This is a genomic window from Clostridium malenominatum, assembly GCF_039521365.1.
In the GTDB taxonomy this organism is placed as follows: domain Bacteria; phylum Bacillota; class Clostridia; order Clostridiales; family Clostridiaceae; genus Clostridium_AW; species Clostridium_AW malenominatum.
In genome coordinates, this window is the sequence record NZ_BAAACF010000003.1 from 391,390 (window position 1) to 417,015 (window position 25,626).

General features: G+C 31.5%; 24 protein-coding genes. 2 read left to right on the top strand and 22 right to left on the bottom strand.

Annotated features, from left to right (window positions below):
- The 5 genes from ABDZ69_RS13740 to ABDZ69_RS13760 form a co-directional block, all read right to left on the bottom strand.
- Entirely contained in the window at window positions 1-798 is a 798-nt protein-coding gene (locus ABDZ69_RS13740; protein WP_343770481.1) for a cyanophycinase, read from the bottom strand.
- 122 nt (window positions 799-920) lie between these two features.
- The gene (locus tag ABDZ69_RS13745; RefSeq protein WP_343770482.1) at window positions 921-2,477 is read right to left on the bottom strand and encodes a DUF3794 and LysM peptidoglycan-binding domain-containing protein; all 1,557 of its coding nucleotides are present in this window, start codon (window positions 2,475-2,477) and stop codon (window positions 921-923) included.
- Between the two features lie 418 nt (window positions 2,478-2,895).
- Window positions 2,896-3,129 carry a Veg family protein gene (locus ABDZ69_RS13750; RefSeq protein ID WP_343770484.1) on the bottom strand — a complete coding sequence of 78 codons (234 nt, stop codon included), beginning with the start codon at window positions 3,127-3,129 and terminating at the stop codon, window positions 2,896-2,898.
- Between the two features lie 359 nt (window positions 3,130-3,488).
- Window positions 3,489-4,355 carry a sporulation peptidase YabG gene (gene yabG, locus ABDZ69_RS13755; RefSeq protein ID WP_343770486.1) on the bottom strand — a complete coding sequence of 289 codons (867 nt, stop codon included), beginning with the start codon at window positions 4,353-4,355 and terminating at the stop codon, window positions 3,489-3,491.
- A 108-nt stretch (window positions 4,356-4,463) separates the two neighbouring features.
- Window positions 4,464-5,468, bottom strand: a complete 1,005-nt coding sequence (locus ABDZ69_RS13760; RefSeq protein WP_343770487.1) for a CotS family spore coat protein — start codon at window positions 5,466-5,468, stop codon at window positions 4,464-4,466.
- 137 nt (window positions 5,469-5,605) lie between these two features.
- Between ABDZ69_RS13760 and ABDZ69_RS13765 the strand changes: the two genes are divergently transcribed.
- Window positions 5,606-6,730 carry a glycosyltransferase family 4 protein gene (locus ABDZ69_RS13765; protein ID WP_343770489.1) on the top strand — a complete coding sequence of 375 codons (1,125 nt, stop codon included), beginning with the start codon at window positions 5,606-5,608 and terminating at the stop codon, window positions 6,728-6,730.
- Window positions 6,731-6,764: 34 nt separating this feature from the next.
- Here ABDZ69_RS13765 and ABDZ69_RS13770 read toward each other — a convergent pair whose 3' ends face one another.
- From ABDZ69_RS13770 to ABDZ69_RS13780, 3 genes are read right to left on the bottom strand one after another with little or no spacing between them, the layout of a single operon-like run.
- Window positions 6,765-7,781: a CotS family spore coat protein gene (locus ABDZ69_RS13770; protein ID WP_343770491.1), complete on the bottom strand. Its 1,017-nt coding sequence runs from the start codon at window positions 7,779-7,781 to the stop codon at window positions 6,765-6,767.
- 11 nt (window positions 7,782-7,792) lie between these two features.
- Window positions 7,793-8,545 carry a spore coat protein gene (locus ABDZ69_RS13775; protein WP_343770493.1) on the bottom strand — a complete coding sequence of 251 codons (753 nt, stop codon included), beginning with the start codon at window positions 8,543-8,545 and terminating at the stop codon, window positions 7,793-7,795.
- Window positions 8,546-8,565: 20 nt separating this feature from the next.
- Window positions 8,566-9,570 carry a CotS family spore coat protein gene (locus ABDZ69_RS13780; RefSeq protein WP_343770494.1) on the bottom strand — a complete coding sequence of 335 codons (1,005 nt, stop codon included), beginning with the start codon at window positions 9,568-9,570 and terminating at the stop codon, window positions 8,566-8,568.
- Window positions 9,571-9,715: 145 nt separating this feature from the next.
- Here ABDZ69_RS13780 and ABDZ69_RS13785 point away from each other — a divergent pair, with 145 nt between their 5' ends.
- Window positions 9,716-10,840 carry a glycosyltransferase family 4 protein gene (locus tag ABDZ69_RS13785; RefSeq protein ID WP_343770496.1) on the top strand — a complete coding sequence of 375 codons (1,125 nt, stop codon included), beginning with the start codon at window positions 9,716-9,718 and terminating at the stop codon, window positions 10,838-10,840.
- A gap of 8 nt (window positions 10,841-10,848) precedes the next feature.
- On the opposite strand, the gene ABDZ69_RS13790 is transcribed toward ABDZ69_RS13785, so the two are convergent.
- The 14 genes from ABDZ69_RS13790 to ABDZ69_RS13855 form a co-directional block, all read right to left on the bottom strand.
- Window positions 10,849-11,988 carry an ABC transporter substrate-binding protein gene (locus tag ABDZ69_RS13790; protein WP_343770497.1) on the bottom strand — a complete coding sequence of 380 codons (1,140 nt, stop codon included), beginning with the start codon at window positions 11,986-11,988 and terminating at the stop codon, window positions 10,849-10,851.
- A gap of 24 nt (window positions 11,989-12,012) precedes the next feature.
- A complete protein-coding gene (gene larB, locus ABDZ69_RS13795; RefSeq protein ID WP_343770499.1) occupies window positions 12,013-12,759 on the bottom strand; it encodes a nickel pincer cofactor biosynthesis protein LarB in 747 nt (248 codons plus the stop codon).
- Entirely contained in the window at window positions 12,752-13,564 is an 813-nt protein-coding gene (larE, locus tag ABDZ69_RS13800) for an ATP-dependent sacrificial sulfur transferase LarE (protein WP_343770500.1), read from the bottom strand. The genes larB and larE overlap by 8 nt, the downstream gene beginning before the upstream one ends.
- Window positions 13,554-14,759 carry a nickel pincer cofactor biosynthesis protein LarC gene (gene larC, locus ABDZ69_RS13805; protein WP_343770690.1) on the bottom strand — a complete coding sequence of 402 codons (1,206 nt, stop codon included), beginning with the start codon at window positions 14,757-14,759 and terminating at the stop codon, window positions 13,554-13,556. Before larC ends, larE begins: the two co-directional genes overlap by 11 nt.
- Before the next feature lie 18 nt (window positions 14,760-14,777).
- On the bottom strand, window positions 14,778-15,386 hold the full coding sequence (locus ABDZ69_RS13810) for a DNA-3-methyladenine glycosylase (protein ID WP_343770692.1): 609 nt from the start codon (window positions 15,384-15,386) through the stop codon (window positions 14,778-14,780).
- Between the two features lie 176 nt (window positions 15,387-15,562).
- A complete protein-coding gene (gene rbsK / locus ABDZ69_RS13815; RefSeq protein WP_343770501.1) occupies window positions 15,563-16,459 on the bottom strand; it encodes a ribokinase in 897 nt (298 codons plus the stop codon).
- A complete protein-coding gene (locus ABDZ69_RS13820; RefSeq protein WP_343770502.1) occupies window positions 16,437-17,474 on the bottom strand; it encodes a LacI family DNA-binding transcriptional regulator in 1,038 nt (345 codons plus the stop codon). Before ABDZ69_RS13820 ends, rbsK begins: the two co-directional genes overlap by 23 nt.
- Entirely contained in the window at window positions 17,474-18,877 is a 1,404-nt protein-coding gene (locus ABDZ69_RS13825) for an ADP-ribosylglycohydrolase family protein (RefSeq protein WP_343770504.1), read from the bottom strand. The genes ABDZ69_RS13820 and ABDZ69_RS13825 overlap by 1 nt, the downstream gene beginning before the upstream one ends.
- Window positions 18,878-18,890: 13 nt before the next feature.
- Window positions 18,891-20,195, bottom strand: coding sequence for an amidohydrolase family protein (locus ABDZ69_RS13830; RefSeq protein ID WP_343770506.1), 1,305 nt, complete (start codon window positions 20,193-20,195; stop codon window positions 18,891-18,893).
- A complete protein-coding gene (locus tag ABDZ69_RS13835) occupies window positions 20,188-21,114 on the bottom strand; it encodes a nucleoside hydrolase (RefSeq protein ID WP_343770508.1) in 927 nt (308 codons plus the stop codon). The genes ABDZ69_RS13830 and ABDZ69_RS13835 overlap by 8 nt, the downstream gene beginning before the upstream one ends.
- Before the next feature lie 14 nt (window positions 21,115-21,128).
- Window positions 21,129-22,055, bottom strand: a complete 927-nt coding sequence (rihA, locus tag ABDZ69_RS13840; protein ID WP_343770510.1) for a pyrimidine-specific ribonucleoside hydrolase RihA — start codon at window positions 22,053-22,055, stop codon at window positions 21,129-21,131.
- A 2-nt stretch (window positions 22,056-22,057) separates the two neighbouring features.
- Complete coding sequence (locus tag ABDZ69_RS13845) at window positions 22,058-22,984, bottom strand: ABC transporter permease (protein WP_343770512.1); 927 nt, start codon at window positions 22,982-22,984, stop codon at window positions 22,058-22,060.
- Between the two features lies 1 nt (window position 22,985).
- Window positions 22,986-24,062 (bottom strand): ABC transporter permease, encoded by a 1,077-nt coding sequence (locus ABDZ69_RS13850; RefSeq protein ID WP_343770514.1) that lies wholly within the window; start codon window positions 24,060-24,062, stop codon window positions 22,986-22,988.
- Window positions 24,055-25,617, bottom strand: coding sequence for an ABC transporter ATP-binding protein (locus tag ABDZ69_RS13855; RefSeq protein ID WP_343770516.1), 1,563 nt, complete (start codon window positions 25,615-25,617; stop codon window positions 24,055-24,057). The genes ABDZ69_RS13850 and ABDZ69_RS13855 overlap by 8 nt, the downstream gene beginning before the upstream one ends.
- Window positions 25,618-25,626: the final 9 nt, after the last annotated feature.

The following is a 25,626-nucleotide window of genomic DNA, read 5'->3' on the forward strand; positions in this document are numbered from 1 at the left end:
TTAAGGTATCCTCCTACTTAAATCAAATTTATCATCCTTCTTTAATACATGCATCTTTATACCGTATATTGATAGAATTTCATCTTGATTTTGCTCAGAAACATTTGTATATGTAATATTGCTTCCATCTATAACATATACTGCACCAGAACCAATCACTCTAAACTGAGCCTCTCTATTAACTACTATTGCAGTATCTTCATCAATACCAATGCCAATACTTTGGGGATTCTCCGCAATTCCTACAAGAAGCCTTCCTATTCTTCCTCTTTGAGCAAAATGCTGATCAATTATTACTCCTCTAATAAGCCCAAGTCCTGGGGCCATTTTCAAAGTACACTTTTTAGGGGATTCATCATTAGGCCCTGAAACAATCATTGTATCGCTCATTACTGATGCTCCAGCCGAAGTTCCTACAAAAGTACAGCCTTCATCATATCTTCTAAGCATAGTCTTATAAAGTTCTGTCCCTCCCAGCAAGCTCGTTATTCTTAATTGATCTCCTCCTGTGAAAAATATAATAGATGCTTTATTAATAGCTTCTATATTTTTCTGTTCAAAGGCATCCTTCCTTTCTCTTACATTGAGTATAGATATATTCTTTACACCTAAGTCACTAAAAATATTATTATACTCAGAACCCTTTTTTTCTGGGCTTTCTGATGCAACTGTAGCTATTATCAACTCTTCTTCTTCTTTATTAATTTGACTACATACTTCTTTTAATATGCTTTTATCTCCATTTTTATCTTCTGCTCCACCGATTATTATTAAATTACCCTTTATTTTTTCCGCCACAAAAAGCACTCCTTTGTTCTAAGTATTCTATATTTTTTCCAACTTTATGAGGATTATACACTTAAAAAGAAAAGAGAATAAAATTAAAGCCTGTAGTTACTCATTAACTACAGGCTTTAATTTTATAAATATGCTCTTCCAGGTATTATTAACTTTTGACCTGGTTTTATATAATCAATATTTTCAATATTATTGATTTTAACTAAGGTTTCCACTGTTGTAAAATATCTCTTAGCTATTTTCCACAATGTATCTCCTGGCTGCACTATATATATAGTTACGCTGGCTTTCTTTTCTGGTAATTTCCCTTCTACTTGAGATATATCTACTAAAAATTCCTTAGGCATCATATAGCTGGTCATTGCATAAATCTTAACTAATGCCTTAAGAACTATACCTCCAGCCTCTACATCGGCTTCAATATTCTCCAAAAATGCCTTAGCAGTACTATGCATATGAATCTTACATCCTGGAATCTCTACTGGACACGAGAAAGGCATCTCCTCTGATACACTACATATATATTTTTCCTCGTCCTTTGTTTTATAAATTATATCTGCATTTAAAACTCCTTCAACTATAACTTTATCCTCAACTATTCTTTTATCAGTTATGCAAACTCTACCAGAACACATTACCACTTCTAATGGCTTAGGTCCTTCTATTTCAACATCACCCTTAACTACAGTTTCTGTTGTAGTTTGACCATGAATTACATTTAAGTTATAATTATTCTTTTTAATGTCCATAAATGCTGATGGAGAGTATATATCTTCTATCATATCCATATCTTCTTTATGAGTTACTTTCGAATCGGTTTTAACTAAAGCTTCTACTTCAACATTTCTGTTTTCCCCATCTTCATCTTCTCTAATATTCATCTGCATAGAATCCACTTTAAACTCAGTGTAGTTATCCATCATAGAGTTTAAGTTGTCAATTTCTAATTCTTTAGTCATGGGAACTTCTTCGGTAATCATTACTATATCTTTTGTATCTTTACCTCTATAAAGTAAGTTAATTAGTATAGAGGCTTCTATAGACATCCTATTTTCAAGAATTCTTACTTCTCTTTTACGTATTTTCAAATCACACTTTAACACATTTCCGATTTCTGGTTTGTCTGCTGGAATTTTAATATTACAATTTGCAATCATGTCGGAGCCGTAATTTCCTATAACTTTATCCACCTGCATTGGATTTTTAAGCATTTGAGCATCAGAAGAGTTCTCTACATCCTTTATTATTTCAAAATTATAGTTTTTATAAACGTCTGCTTTTAATTTTATTATACCTTCAATCCCTATCTTTCTTTCATGAATTATATTACAATCCATATGTTCAACATAGCACTCACATTGGCAGTTCATTTTATGTTCTGCTCCAGGCATATCAATGTAGTTTGAAAACTTACCTACATAAGTAATGCTATGGACTCCTACACCATTCTCCTCCTTAGCTAAGTAAATAATGTTATATTCTACTTGTCCATCTAGATAGACCTTGTCTTTCATAGCTTCTCTACCAACAATGAAAGGCTTGGATTCTATGCACAATATTTCTGTTATATCCGGATGTGTATCCGGTATTACGTACTCTGCCTTAACAACTGTGTCAGCGGAATTCTCTCCCAAAAGCTGTTCACATTCTATATTCTCTCTAATAAGCTCCATACTCATACTCCTTTCCCCTCCTATATAAACCTACTATTTATTTATATAACTTAAATTAAGAAAATATGATTAAACTTTAAATATTTATTTGTAAAATTTTTAAGCTATAAATACCCTGTTTGTATAGGTTTACAAAGGGAATATTTTGTTGACATATACATTTTTTTGTCGTATTATAAAAATGGTTGTTAACCATATAACCTCTCATAAATTCTCAATACCCTTTTATACCATAGTTGAAAGATGGCGGTTACCATCTTTCTTTTTAGTTGCTTTGCTTTTTAGATTTTAATTAAATAATTATAAAAATAAAAAAATCCCTTTAAGGGATTTTTTGCGTTAACTAAAACATTTAGAAACTATTTATTTAAAAAACTATCAACTGCAAACACAGAAAAGCAGTACAAATAAGGTACTGCCTTTATTACGCATAAACTAATTGAACTGTCTTTGTTAGTACATCAGAATAACTATATGTCACTGTCCTTTGGGTGTCGCTCTCTAGTCTGATGACAAATATACTGGGGTAAGTCTTTTCTATTACTCCCTTATTTACAAGGGTTTTTCTTCTTCCCCCATTTGCTTTAAGAGTTACAGGTTCTCCAACATGGCGTTCTATATCTCTTCTAATAGCAGCCAATACATTTCCTCTTTCCATACTAAACACCCTCTTTCCACATCTTATATTATATATCATGATATATATTAAGTCAAGTAAACCTAATATTTTATATCTAAATTTACAATTTGTCAACATTTATATTAAGGATTTTATAAATAAATTTAAAGCTTTACATCGATTAATTATCGATTTCCTCTCATAAGTTATTATTACCTATAATCTTCATAATTATTCAAGATTACTAATAAAACTGGAAATGCAAAAATTGCGATGCAATTTTAAAAGTTTATTAGTTTTTTAGTTATTTAGTTTAGGTGGAAATTCCTTTATGGAATTTATTCATTAACTAATTAACTATTTAACTAAAAAACTAGGTAAAATCGCCTCGCAACTTTCTACGTATATTGAGATTTTGGGAATCCTTCTCTATATTTTCCTCTTGTTTGAAGCCCTCCTATTCCCTTTGCGCCACTTATTGTATTTTGAAGAGCATCTTTTATGGATACTACTTTTTCAATATTAGTGTAAGCTATACTTTCACATATGAATACAGGATCTAAGCAATGAATAAGTACTCTACTTGGAGAACTGGCAAAGTTAGCACCAGCATCTAATATAGCTTCATAATGTGATTGGCAGGCCCCTGCAAATATAACTAAGTTATCATACCCTGGTTCATAATTTCTAAGCTCTGTAACTGCTTCTATAAAGTATTTTGAATTTCTATAGTTATTTAAATCCATAAAATCTTTAATATCTTTAACCACCCCATCATGTCCAGTTATAACCACAATATCTGGTTTAACAAGTTTCACCATTTCTACTATTTCTTTAGGTTGGTCACTTTCTTTAATTACTTTCCCTACCGCATCTAGATTTAATTGCTTATAAACCTTTAAACATACATCTAAATATTCTGCATCTCCATCCACGTGAAGTATTTTCCCTGGTCTTCCAAAGGATAGGTCTTTTTTTTCTTTTACAGCTACTGATCTATTTAAATTTCTTAAATCTATAGCTGTCCTATTTAATAATATTTTTTTTATTGATGTATTTACTTTTCTATTAAATATTTGTTCATAATCGCTACAAGTATCCTTATCTACTCTTTCCAAATCCTCTCCTAAGGAATCTGCAATAATTCTTAAGTTAATTCCCTTTAACACATAAATACTTCCACTATCACTTTCTTTAATATCTATTATCCTAAAAGTAATATCCTTGTCATAGGATTTTCTTACTACAATATCTCCTACCTGCATAAAATCCTCTCCAATAATCAAAACTTATGTTACATAATATGAGAGCATATTAATTTCCGTGCAAAAATTAAGGCATGCCTTACATTTTAGTAATGCATGCCTTAGGAACTATTCTTTTTGATCATACATATTTTTAAACTTCTCAATAAATTCCATATATTTATCCTGCTCAGCTACTAATTCCTCCATTTTATTACTAAAGGTTTTAGATGGCCAGTTTACTTCATTATAGTAATATCTATTGGATAATCTCCAAAACCTTTGAGGAAATAATAAAAATGCAAATAAAACCCTGTATTCGCAGCTTTGAAGTGGGTAAATCTTATTATAAGAATCTAGGATAAGATTTGCATATTCTATGTCCCAGTCCACCCTTTTTAGTACTTTAATCATAAAAGAGGATATGTCATAAGTTCTTATTTCTCTTTTACAATAATCAAAGTCTATAACATTCACATCATTTTCATTAGTTATAATTATGTTATGATAGGTATAATCATGGTGGCAAAAGCTTTTTTCTTCCTCAGCTATTCTGCATAGCTCATTGTATTTTGAATCTTTTAGCACACTAACGGCTCTTTTCCCTATATTTTTATAGAACTGTAAATGTTTAAGATAGTTCATATCAAAGCTTCCCTTATTACTCCTCTTTCTGCACATATCTCTCATTTTATCTAAAGCTTTTATCCTCTTTTCCATTAAGTTAGGCCATCTTCCTAAGTCTGATTTTAATTTACTATTCTCAGGGGGTTCATATCCTATCGATGCAATATGAAGCTTGGCTAGATTTTCTGCTGCAATTATTAAATCATCCTTATTTCTAAAATCCGCTTCTCTCCCATCAATCCATTCAGATAGAGTATAAATATCCTCATTTACTATAGCATAAGGATGTCCATCACTATTTAAGAAATATCTATCTATATGAGGAAAATCATTGGCTATTAAATGCTCCTTAGCTCCATAGACAAATAATAATTTTTGAATTCCATAATTTATTCTTTTTAAACATCTTGGACCCTTATTTGTTTTTAGTAAATAGACACCCTTATTAGGTTTTAAGCTTTCGATCTTAATATCAAATTGTCTTTCTATTTCAAATTCTCTCATCATAGTAATCACCTCCTTATAATTTATATGTAATTAATTATAATTTTAGAAGATATGTTATTATATTCTTATTTCATTAACACTTTTTCATATTAACTAATATAATAAATTATGATTAGTTTATGAAAGGGATAATCCTCATGAAGATAGGAATAGACGGAAGGGCCGCCAACTGGTATAGAGGTACTGGCATCGGTACCTATACTTATCAGTTAATTAATTATATTAATAAAATAGATTCCGTAAATGATTATACGGTTTTTTTGCCTCACCATTGCAGTAGCAATATTGACTTTAAATCTAATTTTTCTATTGAAGAAATCACTGAAAATTTAGAAGAAAACTTTTGGGATGAGGTTAATATCCCCAATATATTAAAGGGTAAAGACATTGAATTATACCACGTCCCTCAAAACGGAATAGGTTTGCCTTTAGATAAAAAATGCTCCTTTGTAATAACACTCCATGATGTAATACCTTATAAAATGCCTGAAACTTCTAGCGCAAGGTACTTAAAGCTTTTTAGCGAAGTCCTCCCAAAGATAGTCCAAATGTGCGATGGAATAATAACTGTATCTAATTATTCCAAAATGGATATTTTGGAGACCTTTAATTTTCCAAAGGAAAAGATCTATGTTACCCACTTAGCAAGCGAAGATATATATGTTCCTTTAGATAAAAAGCTTTCCAAAGCCTTTATGAAAAAACAATATTCTATAGAGGAGGATTATATACTTTATGTAGGAGGATTTAGTCCAAGAAAAAATATACTAGGACTTATTGAAGCCTTTAGTAATTTATTAGATATATATAAAAAGGATATAAAGCTAGTAATTGCAGGGAAACAAGGGTTATCTTATCCCTTATACCAAAAGCGGTGTGAAGACCTAGAAGTAGGGGATAAGGTAATATTTCCTGGATTCATACCTTTAGACCATATGCCAACTTTATACAATGCCTCAGAATTATTTGTTTATCCTTCTTTTTATGAAGGTTTTGGTTTACCTCCAGCAGAAGCTATGGCTTGTGGTGTACCTGTTATAGCATCAAATTCCACTTCAATTCCTGAAGTAACAGGCGATGCTGCACTTTTGATAAATCCTCAGGATGTAGATGAACTTTGCAACTCTATGTATGATGTACTTAAAAATAAGGAACTAGCTGAAGATTTATCTTTAAAAGGGCTAATTAGAACTTCAGAGCTAAATTGGCATAATACAGCTAAAAACACCTTAATAGCCTATAATAAAATAATTAATTCATAAAATAAAAGCTGCCCTACTCTAGGACAGCTTTTGTTTATAACAAGCCTTCAAATTCTTTTAAAAATTCTATTCTAAACTCTTCAATTTCTGTTTTCTTCTTTAATTTATTTATGAAAGACTCCTCAGTCCAATCCTTTCTTCTTGTATAATAATCTCTACTTATACTATAAAAATCTTGTGGAAAAGTTAATACCCCGTAAAGCACTGCCATTTCTCTGCTATCTATTTCATTGATTTGTCCATATTCCTTTAAAATTATTTTCCCCTGTTCTATGTCATATGCAGAGCTTTTTAATACCTTATTCATAAAATTACATATATCATGAACCTTTAAATCCACTATAGAGTAGTCAAAATCTATAAAATAGGCTTCATTATTTTTTAATATTATATTATGATAAGCCAAGTCATGATGGCATAGAGCTATTTTATTTTTATCTTCGCAAAGTTTATAATAAGGGGATGCTTCTAATAAATTAATGCTTTTTTTAACCTCTTCTATATAGTGTTCTACCCTACATAAGAAAATTTCATTAAATTCCCCTTCGCCCTCATTAATTTCAGCTATATTTTTAAAGACCTCAATCTCCTTTAAACACCTGTAAAATTTATTTATCATTTGCCCTAGTTTAAATCTACTTTTTAAATGTCTATCAAAACCTGTAGACGCAACATGTAGTTCTGCTAACCCCTTTGTCATAGCAATAAGATCTAAGGGATTAGAATAATCACTTTCTCTTCCTTCAATTATATCTATCATGCAATACATTTCGTCTTGCCATAAAGCATATATGTTTCCATCTACTGTTCTAACAAAATTCATAACTCTATTGAACTTATCTCTTATATAACTTAGTCCTTCATGAATGAATAATAAGTCTTCTTTCCCATAATCCACCTTCTTAAGTATTTTATCTCCTTTGCTTGTACTTACTATAAAAATACTTCTTAATGGATATATATCATAAACTTCTAAATCAAATCTATTAAAAAGTTCTATATCTAAATCATATTTAACTAAATCATTAACATTTCTATATACTTCTCTCATAGCCACCCCCACTATAACAGAGTCATGGAGTCTTGAACAATAGCCTTTTGTAACTTTAGCAAATACTCATCCTCTGTAAACTCTCCTTTTCTTAATCTATAATTATTACATTGCTTTGTCACTTCATAAGGAAACGATAGACAAGCTATTATAAATCGATAACTATTATCCTCCAAGTTTTCTAATTCACAAAAATATCTAGTAAGCTCTTTAAAATTTACGTCTAATCCCTTTTTCTTATATTTATATAATAGGTTATAACAATCTATTTCTACCATATTACAGCTAGCTTTTTTAGCTGATTTTATTTTTATATTCTCTCCGCTAACTAAATTACTGAAATCAACATTACCCAAACATATTTCTTTATTTTTCATGCTTCTTAATATTAAATCATAATAATTATTATCATATATAGTTTTTATTACCTCCTCACCCCTATTTACATATTCATCACCTTTATAAAGAACTATTTCTTCAAATATGTGAGAAGGCCCATTTTCTTTAAATCTAACAATGTCTCTTTTAAGCTTTTTTATATTTACTTTATAGTTTTCTACTATTCTACCTGCTCTACTATCTAATCTTTCCTTTACACCTATAGTGCTTCCCTTAACTTTTTCATGAAACTCACTAATCAATTTAAGTTGTTCCTTTAGCATTTCTTCCGTTATTTTCTTGCTTTTTAGATCAAAATTAATTTCTTGAACCACTTCTATACCTTTGGATATTAAATATTGTTCAAAGGTATTAACAATTTTCATAAATCTACCTCCAGCATAAATTAATACCTAATATTTTTAAATTCCTTAACAAAGTCTTCTCTTAAGTCCTTATCCTCACAAACTTTATTTAACTTGTTTAGAAAAACTTCTTCTTCCCATGGCTGCTTCTCAATGTAATATTGTATACCTAATTGCCAAAAGGCCTGAGGAAATCCTATGAAAGCAGCCATAATACTTATATCTTTCTGGGTTATAGAGTTTATTAAACTATAATTATTTAATATATAATTAGCATTACCTATATCCCATTTCCCGTTTTTCATAGTTCTAATAATCAAGCTTGATAAATCATGCAAGTGACTATCTAAAATACAATAATCAAAATCTATTATATTTATTTCATTCTCTTCATCTATTAAAACATTATGATGGGCATAATCATGATGACAAAATCCTTTACTCCCTATTTCTTTTTTCATCTTACAGAAATAATTACTATTATATAAATCCTCTATAGATTTATTAATTCTTCCTATTTCCTCTTCTATGTGTTTTTCATATAAAATATCAAAATAACTTTTCTTATCTTTCTTTTCTATAATATTTTTGAAATCTATTATATCTCTTTTTTTATTGGAAAAATTCTCGAACCATTTGAACCATCCTATTCTAGGCTTCATACTTTCACTTAATCTAAACCCCCTACTTTTTACATGAAGCTCCCCTAATTTTTTTGCGGCTAATTTAAGTTCAAATGGATTATCATAATTGCAGGCTCTTGACTCTATCCACGGAGTTAAATATGCGCAGCTATTGGGTAGCATAATATAATCCTTACCTTTAGTGGTTTCTATAATTTTAGGTATGCTTTTAAATCCGTTGTTTTGAAGATGTTTAATAGCAGACAATATAAAGAAAAAATGGTTGAATTCATACTTAATTATCTTTAAACAATACTTATCTTTATTCACCATTACCCTATAAACATTTTTCACCTTTTCTATGTCCCAAGGCTCTAATGAATACTCTTCTTCAATTTTTTTCTTGATTTGTTCTTCTACCAAGTTTTCTCCTCCCCGAAATTACTTATAATTGTATTATATGTAAAATTTCCTTTGTATGTGCTAAATGACACCTTTTTCAACTATATATAATATTAATAATATATAACCTTTTATAACTGCCCTGTTACCTTAAGGAGGGATTTAAATGAAAATTGCCATTGACGCTAGGGGAATTAATTTTTACAAGGGGACTGGAATTGGAACATATACAGAAAATTTATTACAAAATTTATTAAACATTGATGAGAAAAATTTTTATCATCTCTATTGGTGGGGTGAAAATTATACACAATTTAAAAAAGATAACTCAAAGATAACTCTCACATCCAAAAGAAGTAAGAGCTTCTTTGAAGATTATTATTTTCCACAGAATATATCTCAAGAAGAAATAGATTTATACCATGTGCCTCAAAATGGCATAGGTTTGAATCAAGACTTGTCATGTAAAAAGATTATTACTATACACGATTTAATTCCATATATAATGCCTGAAACTGTAGGGAAAGGATATTTAAATAAGTTTTTAAAAGAAATACCCCCATTAATTGATAACTGTCATAGTATATTAACGGTTTCTCAGTGGTCAAAAAACGATATAATCAAATTTTTCCCTAAATTTGATCCAGATAAGATTTTTGTAACTCCATTAGCTGCCGATATTAAATATAGACCAATGGATAAAGAGAAGTGTAATTTTATTCTTAAAAAATTTTATAACATCACCAAACCATTTATATTATACATTGGGGGCTTCAGTCCCAGAAAAAATGTTCACTCACTGATTGCTGCTTTTTCCAAGCTATACAATAAGCTTCCAATAGAATATGAACTTGTCATTGTTGGTGCAAATAAAGATAGTGGTCAATCACTACTTAATATGAGCAATAATACAAAAGCAAGGGATAATATTGTTTTTACAGGTTTTGTGCCCGAGGGTCATCTCCCGTTATTATATAATGGGTGTGATTTATTTGTATATCCATCACTGTATGAAGGTTTTGGACTTCCACCTTTAGAAGCTATGAGTTGTGGGACTCCAGTTATATCCTCAAACCTCTCTTCCATTCCTGAGGTAGTTGGAGATGGAGGTATTTTAATAAATCCCTATGACGAAAAAGGCTTAGAAGATATAATGGAAAAAATTCTTTCAGATATGGATTACCAAAATTCCATTAAGGAAAAAGCAATACTAAGATCCTCTTTATTTTCTTGGGAAAAAACTGCATTAAAGACCCTAGAAGCCTATAATAAAACTTTTGAAGATTCATAAAAAGCTTCTCATTTTCCCATGAGAAGCTTTTCTGCATTTGCTGCTAAAATCCACAATTTAGCATTATTATAGTATTCTACTTTTTTATTTAAGTCACTCCACTTGAGAGAGTTCACATTAGAAGAGAATATACCTTTCCCCAATAATAGCTGTTGTTGTATTTTTTCATTAGCTATTATATACTCTAAAAAAGTTAAAACAGCATCTTTATTTGAACTATCTCTAGATATAAAAATGCTATGGCCTTCTAAAAGAACTTCTCTATTGCCACCAATTTCAAAAGCAGGCACCTTTGTCAATGTCCATTTACCTTTCATTTCTGGTAGACTGTTCATTATTTCATGTAATAATTCCATGCTTACCATAGTAGCTATAACTCTCTCTTTTTTAATTCCCTCTATTAAATCTTCTCGAGATATCATATTTTCTTTTTTCAAAAGCTCTTTAGTGAGAGTAACTTTTTTAATTTTATCCGAGGATAAGCTACTGTTTTCTGAAAAATAGTTATTGCTCCCAGCCACTTGACTTAGCATTACATGATAAATATCATTGTCCTTTTCTTCCCACATAAATTTATAATCTTTATTCAAACTCTTATTTAATTCCTTACATTTACTTATAAACTCTTGCCAGGTTCTTATATTTTCACTTTTTATTTTACCTTTTTCAAATATATCTTTTCTATATATCATAAAATACGGCTTTTTATCTAAGGGTAATCCATAAATCCCCTGGTCAAGTGCAAATTTTTTTATATCTTCTTTATAATAACTATCCTTATAAGGCTCTAGAATGGATGAAATATCCCAAAGCTCATCTGAATATTCCTTTACTATATAGGGAGAATATTTAGTGTCCATTATTATAATATCATTTCTATTTTCCCCCCTAGCATTTAATATTTCTTCCGTATTATCATAAAAATCTTCTTCAACTTTAATATTAAAAGAAACGCTAGGGAAAACACCTGTAAACTCCTTAGCAAATGTCTTTATATAATATTCTTTTTCCTTCTCTACAATAATATTTACTTGCCCTCTTAGTCTTTTGTTAAATCCATTTTGTGGAGTTTTACTATTGCAAGAAAATAATACTAAACAAAATGCTAACATAATTAGGAAAAATCCTCTTGAACTTTTTCTTCTCATTCATCTCACCTTTAAATTATAAATTTAAAGTCTATTAATCATACTAGCACTATAGCCTGCTCCAAAACCGTTGTCTATGTTTACTACAGTAACTCCTGAGGCACAGCTATTTAGCATGGATAAAAGAGCTGCCAAGCCATTAAAATTAGCTCCATATCCTACACTGGTAGGTACAGCTATTACTGGTTTATCTACCAGTCCTCCAACTACACTAGCCAGCGCTCCTTCCATACCTGCTACTACAATTATAACCTTAGCTCCTCTTATTATATCCAATTTATCAAATAATCTATGTATGCCAGCCACTCCAACGTCATAAATTCTTTCTACTTTGTTTCCAAAAGTCTCTGCCGTTATGGCCGCTTCTTCACAAACAGAAATATCTGAAGTGCCTGCAGCAACTACAGCAATATAGCTATCACTATATTGAGGCCTTTTCTGCATTATCCTTATAATCTTAGCTTCCTTATGATACTCTGCATCCTTGCAAAATTCTTTTACTTCCTTATACATTTCTTCTGTAGCCCTAGTTGCCAATATATTGTTTTCTTTAGTAAGCATAAATTTAATTATTTCTCTTACTTGCTCTATGGTTTTTCCTCCACAATATATTATCTCAGGATATCCTACTCTAAGTTCTCTATGATTATCAATTTTAGCAAAGCCTAAATCTTTAAAGGGAAGGTCCTTTAATGCTTTTACTCCTTCTTCAAAGGAGATTTCTTCTTTTTTTACCTTAGTTAGTAATTCCCTTATTTCTTGTTCACTCATTCTTTTCTCCACCCTTTACCATTATATCCATGCTTCCACTTCTGTATCCCTCTAGATCTAGAGTCACATAATTATATCCTAAGGCTTTTAGTTCTAATACCACCTTATCTAGTAAATTGTTTTCAAGCAATCTTATCATTTGACTTTTATACATTTCTATTCTTGCAGTATATCCATAACTTCTTACCCTAGCCCCTATAAATCCTAGTTCATGTAAGTAATTTTCACTTTTTTCAACTCTATCTAGCTCTTTAAAAGATATTTCTTCACCATAAGGAATTCTAGATAAAAGACAAGCATATGAAGGTTTATCCCAAGTATTTAAGTTTAAATCCTTAGAATATTTTCTAATCTCTTCTTTTGTGAAACCTAACTCCTTAAGAGGGCTTTTAATTTCAAGTTCCTCTAACGCCTTAAGCCCAGGCCTATATTCTTTCGTATCATCAAAATTAGTTCCATCTAATACATGCTTGGCGCCTCTATCTTTAGCAAAATCTTTTATATGCTTAAATATTTCTTTTTTGCATATATAACATCTATCTTTAGGATTAAACCTAATTTCTTCTATTAAAGGCATTTCTAAAAAGTAATGTTCTATAGAAGTATCTTTTATCATTTCTTCAACTTCTTTTATTTCTCTTAGAGGAATATAAGGAGCCTTTACAGTTATAGCAATTACGTTATCCTCCAATGCTTCTTTGCATGCTTTTAGTAAAAAAGTACTATCTACTCCTCCTGAGAAAGCAATAGCAACTTTCCCTAAGTTCTTTAAATATTTAATTAGCTTTTCATATTTACTTTCCATTTTGCCCCTCCGAAATATTATTATATATTTCTCTAAATGGTAGACCTTCTCTTTCAGCAATTTCCTTAACATCTTCATATTCGGGTTTAGATTTTATTTTTTCACCCTTTAAATATGAATTTTTAATTCTTACTTGTCCATATTTTGTATTCACATATTCTATATTTCTTCTTAAATATTGCCTTTGAACTTTATATTTTCTAAAGCCTAATGTAGTAGTCTCCTTTAATATTAAATCTTTTATCTCTTCTTCCTTTGAAGTAGCGTAAAGAACAGACAAATTTACGCCAGGTCTTCCCTTTTTCATTATTATTGGGGTTAAAAACACTTCTATGGCCCCCACTTTAAAGAGTCCTTCCATTACGTATGGATAAATCTCCGGATTCATATCATCCATATTGCATTCCAACATATATAACTCTTCATAGCTTTCAACTTCTCCAAGAAAAACCCTTAAAACATTAGGTATATCTCCCTTGTCTTTATGACCTATTCCATAGGCAGTTTTATGAATATTAATATTTAAATCTTCTCTAAATTCAGAAGCAAAAGTAGCTAATATCGCAGCTCCTGTAGGAGTAGTAGCCTCAAAAGGAATGTTTCCTTTTTTAATTGGTATTCCCTTTAATATTTCTAAAGTTGCAGGTGCTGGTACTGGAAAAGTTCCATGGGCACAATTAACAAAACCCTTACCCACTTCTATTGGAGAGGAAATCACTTTGTCTACTTTTAAAAAGTCGTAGCATATAGCAGCTCCTACAATATCTACAATAGAATCTACGGCACCTACTTCATGAAAATGAACTTCTTCTATTGTTTTGCCATGAATTTTACTCTCTGCTTTAGCTATTTTATTAAACATATCCATGCTAAGCTTTTTAACCTTAGGACTTAATTCACTACTATATATAATCTCCTCTATATCCATTAAGTTTCTATGCTCATGATGGTGATGATGGTCATGGCCAGGAGCGTCATCATGGTCGTGGTGGTGATGCTCCTCTAAAATCACATTAACCTTAGTTCCCGTTATTCCCTTTCTTTCATCACGAGTGATTTCTATATGGTAGCCATGTAAGTGCATTTTATTTAATTCATCTAATAAATATTTTTCATCCACTCCTAAGTCTATCATAGCTCCTAAATTCATATCCCCACTAATTCCTGAAAAACAATCATAATACAACACGATCATTAATTTCACCAACCCTTTCTATTTTTTAGATACATATTTATTATCCTTTATGTAAAATCTCCATAAATAATCCTTTGCCTCTTCTGCGTAGTCTATTCCAATACGCTTTGCAGTAACAATATTAAAGCTTTCTTTTTCTCCTTCTTCTATATAAATTGTATCACCTAATAAATCTAGAGCATTAAATTCTCTCCCAATGCCCATAGCTGAACATAACTTTGATGGGCCATTAGTAATATTTATTTTCTCTTTATTAGTTAAATCATCGTAGCTTTTCTTAAATCTTCTGAAGCTCATCTCATTGAAGCCAGCTAAAGGTTCTACACCTCTAATTAATACTGCCTGAGGTATACCCTCTTCCCTAGTTACCACATTCATACAATAATAAAGTCCATAAATAAAGTATACATAAGAAAATCCTGGTTTTCCATACATAATCTCAGTTCTTTTAGTTCTTCTGTTATTATAGGAATGTGCTGCTTTATCCATAGGTCCCATATACGCCTCTACTTCTACTATTTTACCTTTACACACAGCGTTATCATACTTAACTACTAACACTTTGCCTAATAATTCCTCTGCCACCATAGTACTATTTCTATTATAAAATTCTCTATTTAGCTTCATTCTTTTTATCCTTTCACTTTTAGAATTATTATGCCTTTGTATCATATTAATTATTTAGCTATTATTGCAGGTTGCTTCTTACTAATATTATAGTTATCTTTTTCAATAATCCAAAATAAAAATAAAGTATGAATGATAACTTCTTACACTTATCATTCATACTTTACTTATATTATTTATTTCATTATGATGAATTTTTCTACTTCTTTGCCATACGGTAATGAAGTTTGGGCTCCTTTTTTAGTAGCAGTTAAAGCTCCTACTGCATTGGCATACCTTAAAGCATCCTTTATATCTTTATTTTGGCACAAAGCTACAGCTAAAGCCCCATTAAAAGAATCTCCCGCTGCAGTTGTATCTACGGCATTAATTTTGAAACTATCCACTACATGGGTACCTTCCTCCCCTAAGTAATAGCATCCCTTCTCTCCTAACGTAACTATTACATTTTTAGCTCCTCTGCCTAAAAGTTCCTTTACTCCTAACTCTATATTTTCAATACTTGTAAGTTCTTGTAATTCTGTTTCATTAGGAGTTATATAGTCTATATACTGATATATTTCTTGTGGCAATTCTTTTGCCGGTGCTGGGTTTAAAATAACTCTCTTATTATACTTTTTAGCTACCTTAGCAGAATAAACTACAGCATCCATAGGTATTTCTAACTGCAAAACTACTATATCACTTTTCTTTATCAATTCTTCGGAATCTTCTATCCACTTATTATCTATTTCAAAATTTGCACCTGAGTAAACTACTATAGTATTATCTCCATTTTTATCTACAGTTATTATAGCGTTACCTGTAGGTACATCTACAGTATTTATGCGGCTAACATCTATGCCTTCCCTTGCTAAGCTATCTTTCAGCCTACCACCTATTGCATCCTTGCCTACAGCCCCAATCATAGATACATTTGCACCTAATCGTCTAGCTCCTACTGCTTGATTAGCTCCCTTACCTCCAGCACTATCCTCAAAGGAATTTGCATGAAGAGTTTCTCCCTTTTTAGGAAGTTTCTCTACAGTAGAAACATAATCTATATTAATACTACCTATAACTAAAATTTCCAATAAACTCACCTCTTTTTGATACAGAATCCCTTATGATTAAATCAGTATCTAAAATTACTTCTTTCTCCTTAAGTTCTTCTTCATCAATTAATTTCATTAACAATTCTACAGCTTTAACTCCCATTTCATATGTTGGTTGGGATATAGTAGTCAGCTTTGGAAAAGTTACCTTTGTTAAAAATATATTGTCATATCCTGTCACTGAAATCTCTCTAGGAACTTCAATCTTTTTACTATTTAAAACTTCTAAAGCTCCTATTGCCATTAAATCATTTTCACATACTACTGCTGTAAACTTATTACTACATTCTAAAAGCTCACCCATACACTTTATGCCACCAGTAACCTTATAGTCTCCGTGTTTTATAAACTCTTCTTTTATTGGTATTCCGTAATTTTTTAAAGCTTCTATATACCCATTTAATCTGCCATAATTACAAGCTACTCCTTTTTTACCAGATATATAAGCTATTTCAGTATGGCCGTTTTGCAAAAGATATTCTACCATCTTAAGCATACCCTTTTTACCATCCGTTGCAACAAATGGAATATTATCTACCTTTATATTTCTATCCATTGATACAAATGGAATTTTATATTTATAAAATAAATTAATATTTTCACCTTTATTTTCCAAGGTACTGGTATAAATTACTCCATCTACGCACTTTTCTTTTAATATTTGTATATAGGTTTTTTCTTTTTCCTCATTATCATCTGTATTACAAAGAATAATATTATATCCATACTGATTGGCAGCGTCTTCAACTCCCCTAACTATACCAGGGAAGAAAGGGTTATTTATATCAGGCAATACAAGCCCTATTATATTAGTCTTTTTAGTAACTAATCCCCTAGCTATGCTACTGGGTATATAGTTATGCTTTCTCATTATATTTAAAATCTTTTCTCTGGTTTCTATGCCAACACCATCTTCTTTGTTGTTTATAACCCTAGACACTGTGGCAATGGATACATTAGCCTCCTTGGCTATATCCTTAATAGTTATACCCATTATTTTTCTCCCTTGCAGGCCTTTCTCGTAGCTTCTACTGTCCATTTTGATAGTTCACTTATTTTTAAATTCTTCATACTTCTAACATAAGTTATTAAATCATCACCAATAGGCTCATACCACTTTTTATCAATTCCTTTTAATCCATGAATTATTCCATATATGGTGGCAATCTGAGCTGCATTACAATCTACATCCTGTCCAGCCATAGATATTATATTCATTGTCTTATCAAAATCATTTTCTCCAAAATATAAAGCCACTACTTCTGCAGCTGCATTTGGATATGCATGAATCCAATTGTACATCTTAAATTTTTCTTCACAAGGCTTCCACGCCTCTCTCCAACTATTGCTATTCTTACATTGGTTATAAGCAAAATCTATTACTGAATAATATTCTGAATCCTTTGGTATCATATCTATAGTTTTATCTAATATAGTTCTTACATCCTTCTCTACAAAAGCAAGAGATACTAAAACTGCATTAAATATTTCTCCAATTACACCATTATTATGATGAGAAATTACACCATCAATCCACGCAAGTCTTGCTGCTTCTTCTGGATTTCCTGGAGCAACCATACCACATATTGCCCCTCTCATTTGAGCTCCTATCCATTCGCGATAGTAGTTATTAAATTCTCCACTTAAAGGAGGGTATATTCCGCCCTTAATATTTTTCAATGCAATATCTTCTGCTGACCATCCTAAAGGAATAAGCCCAACCCATTCTTCAGCTATATCTTTTGAAGTTACATTGTAGCCCTTTTCGTCAAAAGCCTTTAAGAAAGCTAATTCATAAGTTATATCATCATTATATGTATTAGGCTTTCTAACATAATATGTTACATCCCCAAAGGTTTTTTCAATGTTTTCCGTTGTATATCCTTCTATTGCAGTACCTAGTGCTCCAGCACAGATTTGAGCTATCCATCCTGCTAATATTTTTTCTTCAAAGTCTTCTCCCAAGATATCTCCCTTATCATATTTATAAAAATTCACTGAATTTTTATATTCATCCCAATTTGAGTATATCTTATATTGCCAATATGGTGATTTCAAGTCCTTTTCAGCGTTATTTAATTCATAATAAACTCTAGCAGTTATTTTGCTTAATTCTATTATGTTGTCTTCTTCTAAAGCCTTTAATCCAAGAGGGATCAATTCTTCAGCTTTTTCTACTCTAAGTCCCATATTTTCCATAGATTGAATTGCACCAATTATAACTCTTTCTGGGGCAAATGACCCTGGCACGTTACTTTTCCAAACCAATTTAGTCATTGTTTCTATGTATTTCTCAGCAAATTCTGCTCCTGTATCCCAAGTTTGCTCTTCAGCACTTAATACTACAGGCATAGCATTTTGCATTAATTCATGTTCCATTTCCCAAGCTTTTCTCATTATAATTCCTCCTTTAATATGAAACTTTATTTATACCTTTTCCTCTGTCCACAATCTTCTTTGAGACAGCTCCAATTTCACTCCAAATAAATTCATTTTTAAATAGAACTTCACCATTCTTTTTAATGAATTTACCTTCCACTATTGAGTGTATTATATTCTTGCTTTCAGCACTATAAATTATAGATGCCAGTGGATTATAGTTAGGATAAGTATTGGTCATATTTAAATCCCATATAAGTAAATCTGCATTAAATCCTTCTTTTAACTCTCCAGTATTAAAGTTCAATGCTTTATGACCTCTCATCAGTATTTCCCACATATGTTTTAATTTAAAGTCCTCTGCTCTATTCTCAAATTTCCCAATTAAAGCTAGAAACCTTAGTTGTTCTAAAGGATTCAAAGTGTTGGAGCTAGCAGCTCCATCTGTACCTATACATAGAGGAAGTTTATCATAATTATCCCAAACCTTGCCCTTACCCATACCTAATTTCATATAAGTTTTAGGACATATAGCAAAGTAGGACTTATCATTTATATATTTAAAATCCTCTTCTTCCACCCACAATCCATGAGCAATTATCAACGGTCTCTTAAATCCTCCTGCCTCGTACAGCATTTGAAAAGGCGTTTTACCATGCACATCTAAACTTTGAGATACCTGTTCCTCGGTTTCTGATACATGTATATGTATACCTACCTCCAATTCTTCTGCCCTTTTTATTATTTTTTCCAACCTATCTTGCGGGCATGTATACGGAGCATGGGGACCTATTCTTAACTTAAGCCTGCCACTTTCGTTTCTTCTTTTTTCTATAAGCTCTGATGCTTCATCTAATATATCTTCATAATTGTCTGCTAAACCAAATATGGTAGGTGCTATATCCCCCCTTATACCACTTTGTATAACTGCATCACATATTTTATCTGCAAATAAATAGTGATCAGCAAAGGCTGTAACACCGCTGTCTATCATTTCACTTATTCCTAGCAATGCTCCATAATATACGTCCATAGGGTTAAGCTTACTCTCATATGGAAATATTTCTGTATTAAACCAATCATTAATGTTTACATCTTCAGCCAATCCTTTTAGTATATTCATTGGTACATGGGTATGAAGATTTACAAAACCAGGAGTTACATAGTAATTTTTACAATCTACTACTTCTTTGGCACCCTCTTCATATTCCTCTGATATCTTATTTATTTTTCCATTTAATATATATATATTGCTTCCACTCTTCGTATTTCCCTTTTCATCGATAATATTACAATCTCTTAAAAGCATATCCCATTTATAAAAATCCTTAAACATAAACTTTCATCATCCCTTTAAACATTTCTATAAACTTTTCCCTATCTACTCCTAAGGCAACCTCAGCATTAGCTTTATTCTTAGTAACATTATAAATGTCTACCACTGTTTTTCCGTAAGTAAGTTCACCTTTTGTCTCTATAGTTACATAGTGATCTTCCTTGTAGATTATTGATGGGTCGATTACTGCTGCTACAGCTAAAGCATCATGCACAATAGCTCCATCCAAATTAAAATATTTGCAAACTCTCAAACAAGATTGAAATAGTTCTTTTACTACTTGTGAAACTCTATTATTTACATTTACTATTTCAGTTATTTCATTTTCATAAATACAAGACTTATGTGTGGCATCTAATCCTACCATGGTTATTGGAATTCCAGATTTAAATACTATGTCCGCGGCTTCTGCATCAACATATATATTAAATTCCGCTGCTGGCGTAGTATTACCTATATAGCAAGCTCCACCCATCATGGTTATCTTTTCTACTTTGTCCTTTAAATCAGGGTATTTAATCAAGGCCATTGCTACATTCGTAAGTGGTCCTAATGTTATAATATTTAGTTTTCCTTCCTGTTTAACAGCTTCGTCGTACATAACATCCCAAGCGCTTTTTTCTTGTAACTTTATATTACTCTCAGGTAAAACTACAGAAGCTAATCCTGATTCTCCATGGACCCATTCTGCTGTCTCTAACTTTCTAAGTATAGGGCCCTCTGCCCCCTTTGAAACTATTGTATTTTTACCTATATAATCTACTAAATCCAAAGCATTTTTAGTAGTTTTACATAAAGGAATATTCCCACCTACTGAGGTAATCGCCTTTATATCTAGCTTGTCTGATGAAAATGCCAAAAATAAGGCTATAGCATCATCCACTCCTGGATCTGTATCTATAATTACAGGTATTTTCAAATCAAATTACCTCCTTAGTTATAATATTGCATAGCTTCTACTAACATATCTACAAATCTTTTTCTGTCAATATCAAAAGCTACATCTACATTCTTCTCTTTCTTTAAAACATCATAATAGTCTACTACTGTAGCTCCTAATGTATGCTCACCCTTAGTTTCAATATCAACATGAAGCTTTGTCGTCGTAATTACTGATGGATCAATTACCCAAGCTACTGCACAAGGATCATGTAGTGGACTTCCATCAAAGCCCATTTGCACATGGAACTTTGCAAAGAAATCTAAAAGTTCTGCAACCATTACAGCTACCTTTCCACCTAAATCCCTTATTCTATCAATGTCTTCTTGATATATTAAAGCTTTATGAGTAACATCTAATCCACACATTGTTATTGGAATTCCTGACTTAAACACTATGTCCGCCGCTTCTGGATCCACTAATATGTTAAACTCTGCTGCTGGTGTCCAGTTGCCCCCAAAGCATGCTCCTCCCATTAATGAAATTCTTTCTATCTTTCCTTTTAGCTCTGGATAACATAAAAAGAACTTTGCAATGTTGGTAAGGGCTCCTGTAGGAATTAAAGTAACCTTTTCTTCACTTTCTCTCACTGTTTTTGCCATTAGTTCTAACGCCGATAAATTAGAAGCTTTTAGAGTAGGTTCTGGAAGCTCTGGCCCATCAAGTCCACTATCCCCATGAACCTCTGGTGCTATTATGAGGTCTCTCATAATAGGCTTATCATCTCCTTTAGCTACTGGTACATCTATTTCTGCAAAGCTTAGAACTTTCAACGCATTATTTAAGGTTTTTTCTTGGGTTTGATTTCCTGCTACTATAGTTACAGCTTTTACATCTAATCTAGGACTTGCAAAAGCTAGTAAAAGAGCTATGGCATCATCATGACCTGGATCGCAATCTATTATAACTGGTATACGCATAATTACTTCCTCCTAATTTTCTTAGTTTTGTTAGATTGTTGTATTGAGTATATAACTAAACCTAATATAGTAGTTAAATAAGGTACCATTTGAACAAATTCTGCTGGCACTCTTAAGGATTGCATTACATTGGAAAGGGCATCTGCAAATCCAAATATCAAAGCAGCTACGAAGGTTCCAAGTGGTGTTCCTCTACCCATGGCTTCTGCTGCAAGAGCTATAAATCCTCTTCCTGCAGTCATATCTCTTGAAAACCATGAAACATAACCCATGGACATATACGCTCCCCCTAGTGCTGCAAATATACCACTTAGTACCAATGCTAGATATTGAACTTTTTTTACACTTATACCTACAGAGTCTGCTGCATTAGCATTTTCCCCAACGGCTCTGATTTTAAGTCCCAGTGGAGTTCTATATAAAAAGAAATGTACTATCACCACTGATATCAATGATAAGTATGTTAGGATATTATGTCCTGATAAAATCTGTCCTAAAACAGGTATTTTATTTAATAATGGTATAGTTACTTCTGGTGCAACCATACTCTTTAGAGAAACTGAAATTCCTTTATCTTTAGCTGCTAAAAACAATAAGAAAATAGTTCCTCCACTAGCTAACAGGTTTAAGGCTATACCTGTTAAGATAATATCTGATTTCAAGTTAAGAGAGAAATATGCTAGTACTAACGAAAGTAAAATTCCAACTATTACTGCACATAATATTCCAACCAATGCACTTTGACTAAAAGCACTAGTCACTACCCCTGCTAATGCAGCTGAAAGCATTATACCTTCCAATCCTATATTTATAACTCCAGCTTTATCTGAAATTAATGCTGCTAAAGATGCAAAAAGTATAGGAGTGGTAACTCTTAATATTGCGTATCCGAAATTTGCTGTAAATATTATTGAAAAAAGTCCTTCCATTCTACTTTCCCTCCTTAACAGCTAACTTTTCCTGAGAATCCTTAACAATTCTTTGATGTTTCCACTTTGCTAAGAATCTATTTGCTGCTATAAGCATGATTATAATTGCTTGAATAACGGATATTACTTCACTTGGCACATCTGTCATTCTTGCCATAATATCTGCACCAACCCTTAAATAAGCCAAAAATATAGCTCCTATTGGCACAAATAAAGGATTGTTTCTTGCTAGTATTGCTACAATTATTCCATCAAAACCGTATCCAGGTAAACTTTGCCACTGAAATCTTTGATACATTCCTAATATTTCAGTAGCTCCACCTAATCCAGCTATGAATCCACCTAAAACTTGGGAATATATAATTACTCTTCCAGTATTAATTCCAGAATATCTTGCAAAGTTCTCGTTTAACCCAGTCATTCTTAATGCATATCCCCATTTTGACCTATACATAAATAAATAAGTCAAAATTATAGATAATATAGCTACAAAAACTCCAAGATGAATTCTTGTTCCTGGAACAATTTTTTTAAACATTGCTGTTTCTTCAAAAATAAATGAAGCCATCATTCCTGCATTTGGGTCTCTTAATATATTATTAATCACATAAATTCCTAGGTACAAAAACACATAATTTAGCATTAGAGACGAAACTAACTCATTTGCATTCCACTTTGTTTTTAATATACCTGGTATGAATCCTGCTATAGCTCCAATTAATCCTCCAAATAATATTGCTACAATTGGATGTATTCCCATAGGTAGCATTACTTTAACAGCAATATATGAAGCTGCTACTCCTCCTATGAAAAAAGCTCCTTCGCTTATCATATTAAATTGTTTTGCTTGAAACATTACACATACTGATAAACCTGCAAAAATAAAAGGGATTGACATTTCAATCATATTTCCAAAACGTCTAATAGACGAAAATGGTCCCGTTAAAAATGTTGTCAATGCATTTAAAGGCTGTTTGCTTATCCCTAAAATAATTAAAAAGGCTAATGACATTGCCAATAAAATAGCTACAAAAGTTCTTATTATTTCAAATTGTGTTTCTATCTTTTTACTACTCATTCATAGCCCTCCTTATCTCTTCAGGAGATTGTTTGTTTATTCCCAACATATAAGTTCCTAGCTCTTCTTCTGTAACGCTAGAGCTATCCTTAAAATATGCTACAATTTCTCCACCATACATTACCATAAGACTATCGCTTAATTCCATTACTTCATTTAAATCTGCCGATACTAATAATACACCTATTTCATTATCTCTTAATTCTACTAACTTTTTATGAATAAATTCAGTAGCGCCTACATCTATTCCTCTAGTTGGTTGATTAGCAATTATAAGCTTTGGAGAAGATGAAAATTCTCTTGCTACAACAACTTTTTGTATATTCCCGCCAGATAACATTTTTACTGGTTGACTAGGACTATCACATTTTACTTTGTAAGAACTTATAAGCTCTTTAACCATGGAATGTATTTTTCCCATATTCATTAGTCCACTTTTATTAAAATCTTTACTATTAAATCTATCTGAAATAATATTTTCTTCAATGCTTGCCTCTCCAGCTACTCCATAAGTCATTCTATCTTCTGATATATGAGAGGTTCCTAAATCTCTTATCTGTTTTATATTTAAATTTTTTATATCATTATTATCAATTAAAATCTCGCCATTATGATATTTTTGTAAGCCCGTAATTAATTCGATAAGTTCTCTTTGTCCATTACCTTCTACACCGGCTATACCAAGTATTTCTCCTTTTCTAACAGAGAAATTTATATCCTTTAATATGTCTTTTCCTGTATCATCTACATGATTTATATTTGTTACTTTTAAAACTGTCTCTTTAGGCTTACTAGGTCCTTTCTCTACTTTTAAAATTACATCGCGACCTACCATAAGTCTAGAAATATCCTCTTGAGATACCTTTTTTACATCATAAACTCCTACGCTTTTTCCACTTCTTAAAATTGTTATTCTGTCACATATTTCTTTTATTTCTTTTAATTTATGGGAAATAAATATAATAGTATGTCCTTTGTCTTTCAAAGTTACTAGTTCAGTAAATAATTCCTTTGTTTCCTGGGGAGTTAACACAGCTGTAGGCTCGTCCAGTATTAATATCTCTGCTCCTCTAAGTAGTGCTTTAAGTATTTCCACCTTTTGTTTTATTCCAACAGGCAAATCTGCCACCTTTGCTCTAGGGTCTACTATTAGATTGTACTTATGAGATATTTCCTCAGTAATTTTTATAGCTTTATCAAAATCAATAAAACCATTCTTCTTTGGCTCTATTCCTAAAACCATATTTTCTGCTACAGTAAGTGAAGGAACAAGCATAAAATGCTGATGCACCATACCAATCCCACTTTTAATTGCTATATTGGGTGAGTCAATTTTTATCTTTTGTCCCTTTAAGTAAATATCTCCTTCTTCAGGAGCCTCAAGTCCAAATAGTATTTTCATTAAAGTACTTTTACCTGCTCCATTTTCCCCCATAAGCGCATGTATTTCTCCTGCTTTAACAGAAAAATTTATATTCTTATTGGCTACCATTCCATTAGGATATACTTTGGTTATGTTATCCATCTTTAAAATTTCTCCTGACAAATCCTTCACCTCTACTCA

Bases quoted from the DNA above. Each gene is read 5' to 3' on its own strand.
- ABDZ69_RS13745 (WP_343770482.1), bottom strand. From the start codon at position 2,477: ATGAGTATGGAGCTTATTAGAGAGAATATAGAATGTGAACAGCTTTTG.
- ABDZ69_RS13750 (WP_343770484.1), bottom strand. From the start codon at position 3,129: ATGGAAAGAGGAAATGTATTGGCTGCTATTAGAAGAGATATAGAACGC.
- yabG (WP_343770486.1), bottom strand. From the start codon at position 4,355: ATGCAGGTAGGAGATATTGTAGTAAGAAAATCCTATGACAAGGATATT.
- ABDZ69_RS13760 (WP_343770487.1), bottom strand. From the start codon at position 5,468: ATGATGAGAGAATTTGAAATAGAAAGACAATTTGATATTAAGATCGAA.
- ABDZ69_RS13765 (WP_343770489.1), top strand. From the start codon at position 5,606: ATGAAGATAGGAATAGACGGAAGGGCCGCCAACTGGTATAGAGGTACT.
- ABDZ69_RS13770 (WP_343770491.1), bottom strand. From the start codon at position 7,781: ATGAGAGAAGTATATAGAAATGTTAATGATTTAGTTAAATATGATTTA.
- ABDZ69_RS13775 (WP_343770493.1), bottom strand. From the start codon at position 8,545: ATGAAAATTGTTAATACCTTTGAACAATATTTAATATCCAAAGGTATA.
- ABDZ69_RS13785 (WP_343770496.1), top strand. From the start codon at position 9,716: ATGAAAATTGCCATTGACGCTAGGGGAATTAATTTTTACAAGGGGACT.
- ABDZ69_RS13790 (WP_343770497.1), bottom strand. From the start codon at position 11,988: ATGAGAAGAAAAAGTTCAAGAGGATTTTTCCTAATTATGTTAGCATTT.
- larB (WP_343770499.1), bottom strand. From the start codon at position 12,759: ATGAGTGAACAAGAAATAAGGGAATTACTAACTAAGGTAAAAAAAGAA.
- larE (WP_343770500.1), bottom strand. From the start codon at position 13,564: ATGGAAAGTAAATATGAAAAGCTAATTAAATATTTAAAGAACTTAGGG.
- larC (WP_343770690.1), bottom strand. From the start codon at position 14,759: ATGATCGTGTTGTATTATGATTGTTTTTCAGGAATTAGTGGGGATATG.
- ABDZ69_RS13810 (WP_343770692.1), bottom strand. From the start codon at position 15,386: ATGAAGCTAAATAGAGAATTTTATAATAGAAATAGTACTATGGTGGCA.
- ABDZ69_RS13820 (WP_343770502.1), bottom strand. From the start codon at position 17,474: ATGGGTATAACTATTAAGGATATAGCCAAGGAGGCTAATGTATCCATT.
- ABDZ69_RS13825 (WP_343770504.1), bottom strand. From the start codon at position 18,877: ATGAGAAAAGCTTGGGAAATGGAACATGAATTAATGCAAAATGCTATG.
- ABDZ69_RS13830 (WP_343770506.1), bottom strand. From the start codon at position 20,195: ATGTTTAAGGATTTTTATAAATGGGATATGCTTTTAAGAGATTGTAAT.
- rihA (WP_343770510.1), bottom strand. From the start codon at position 22,055: ATGCGTATACCAGTTATAATAGATTGCGATCCAGGTCATGATGATGCC.
- ABDZ69_RS13845 (WP_343770512.1), bottom strand. From the start codon at position 22,984: ATGGAAGGACTTTTTTCAATAATATTTACAGCAAATTTCGGATACGCA.
- ABDZ69_RS13850 (WP_343770514.1), bottom strand. From the start codon at position 24,062: ATGAGTAGTAAAAAGATAGAAACACAATTTGAAATAATAAGAACTTTT.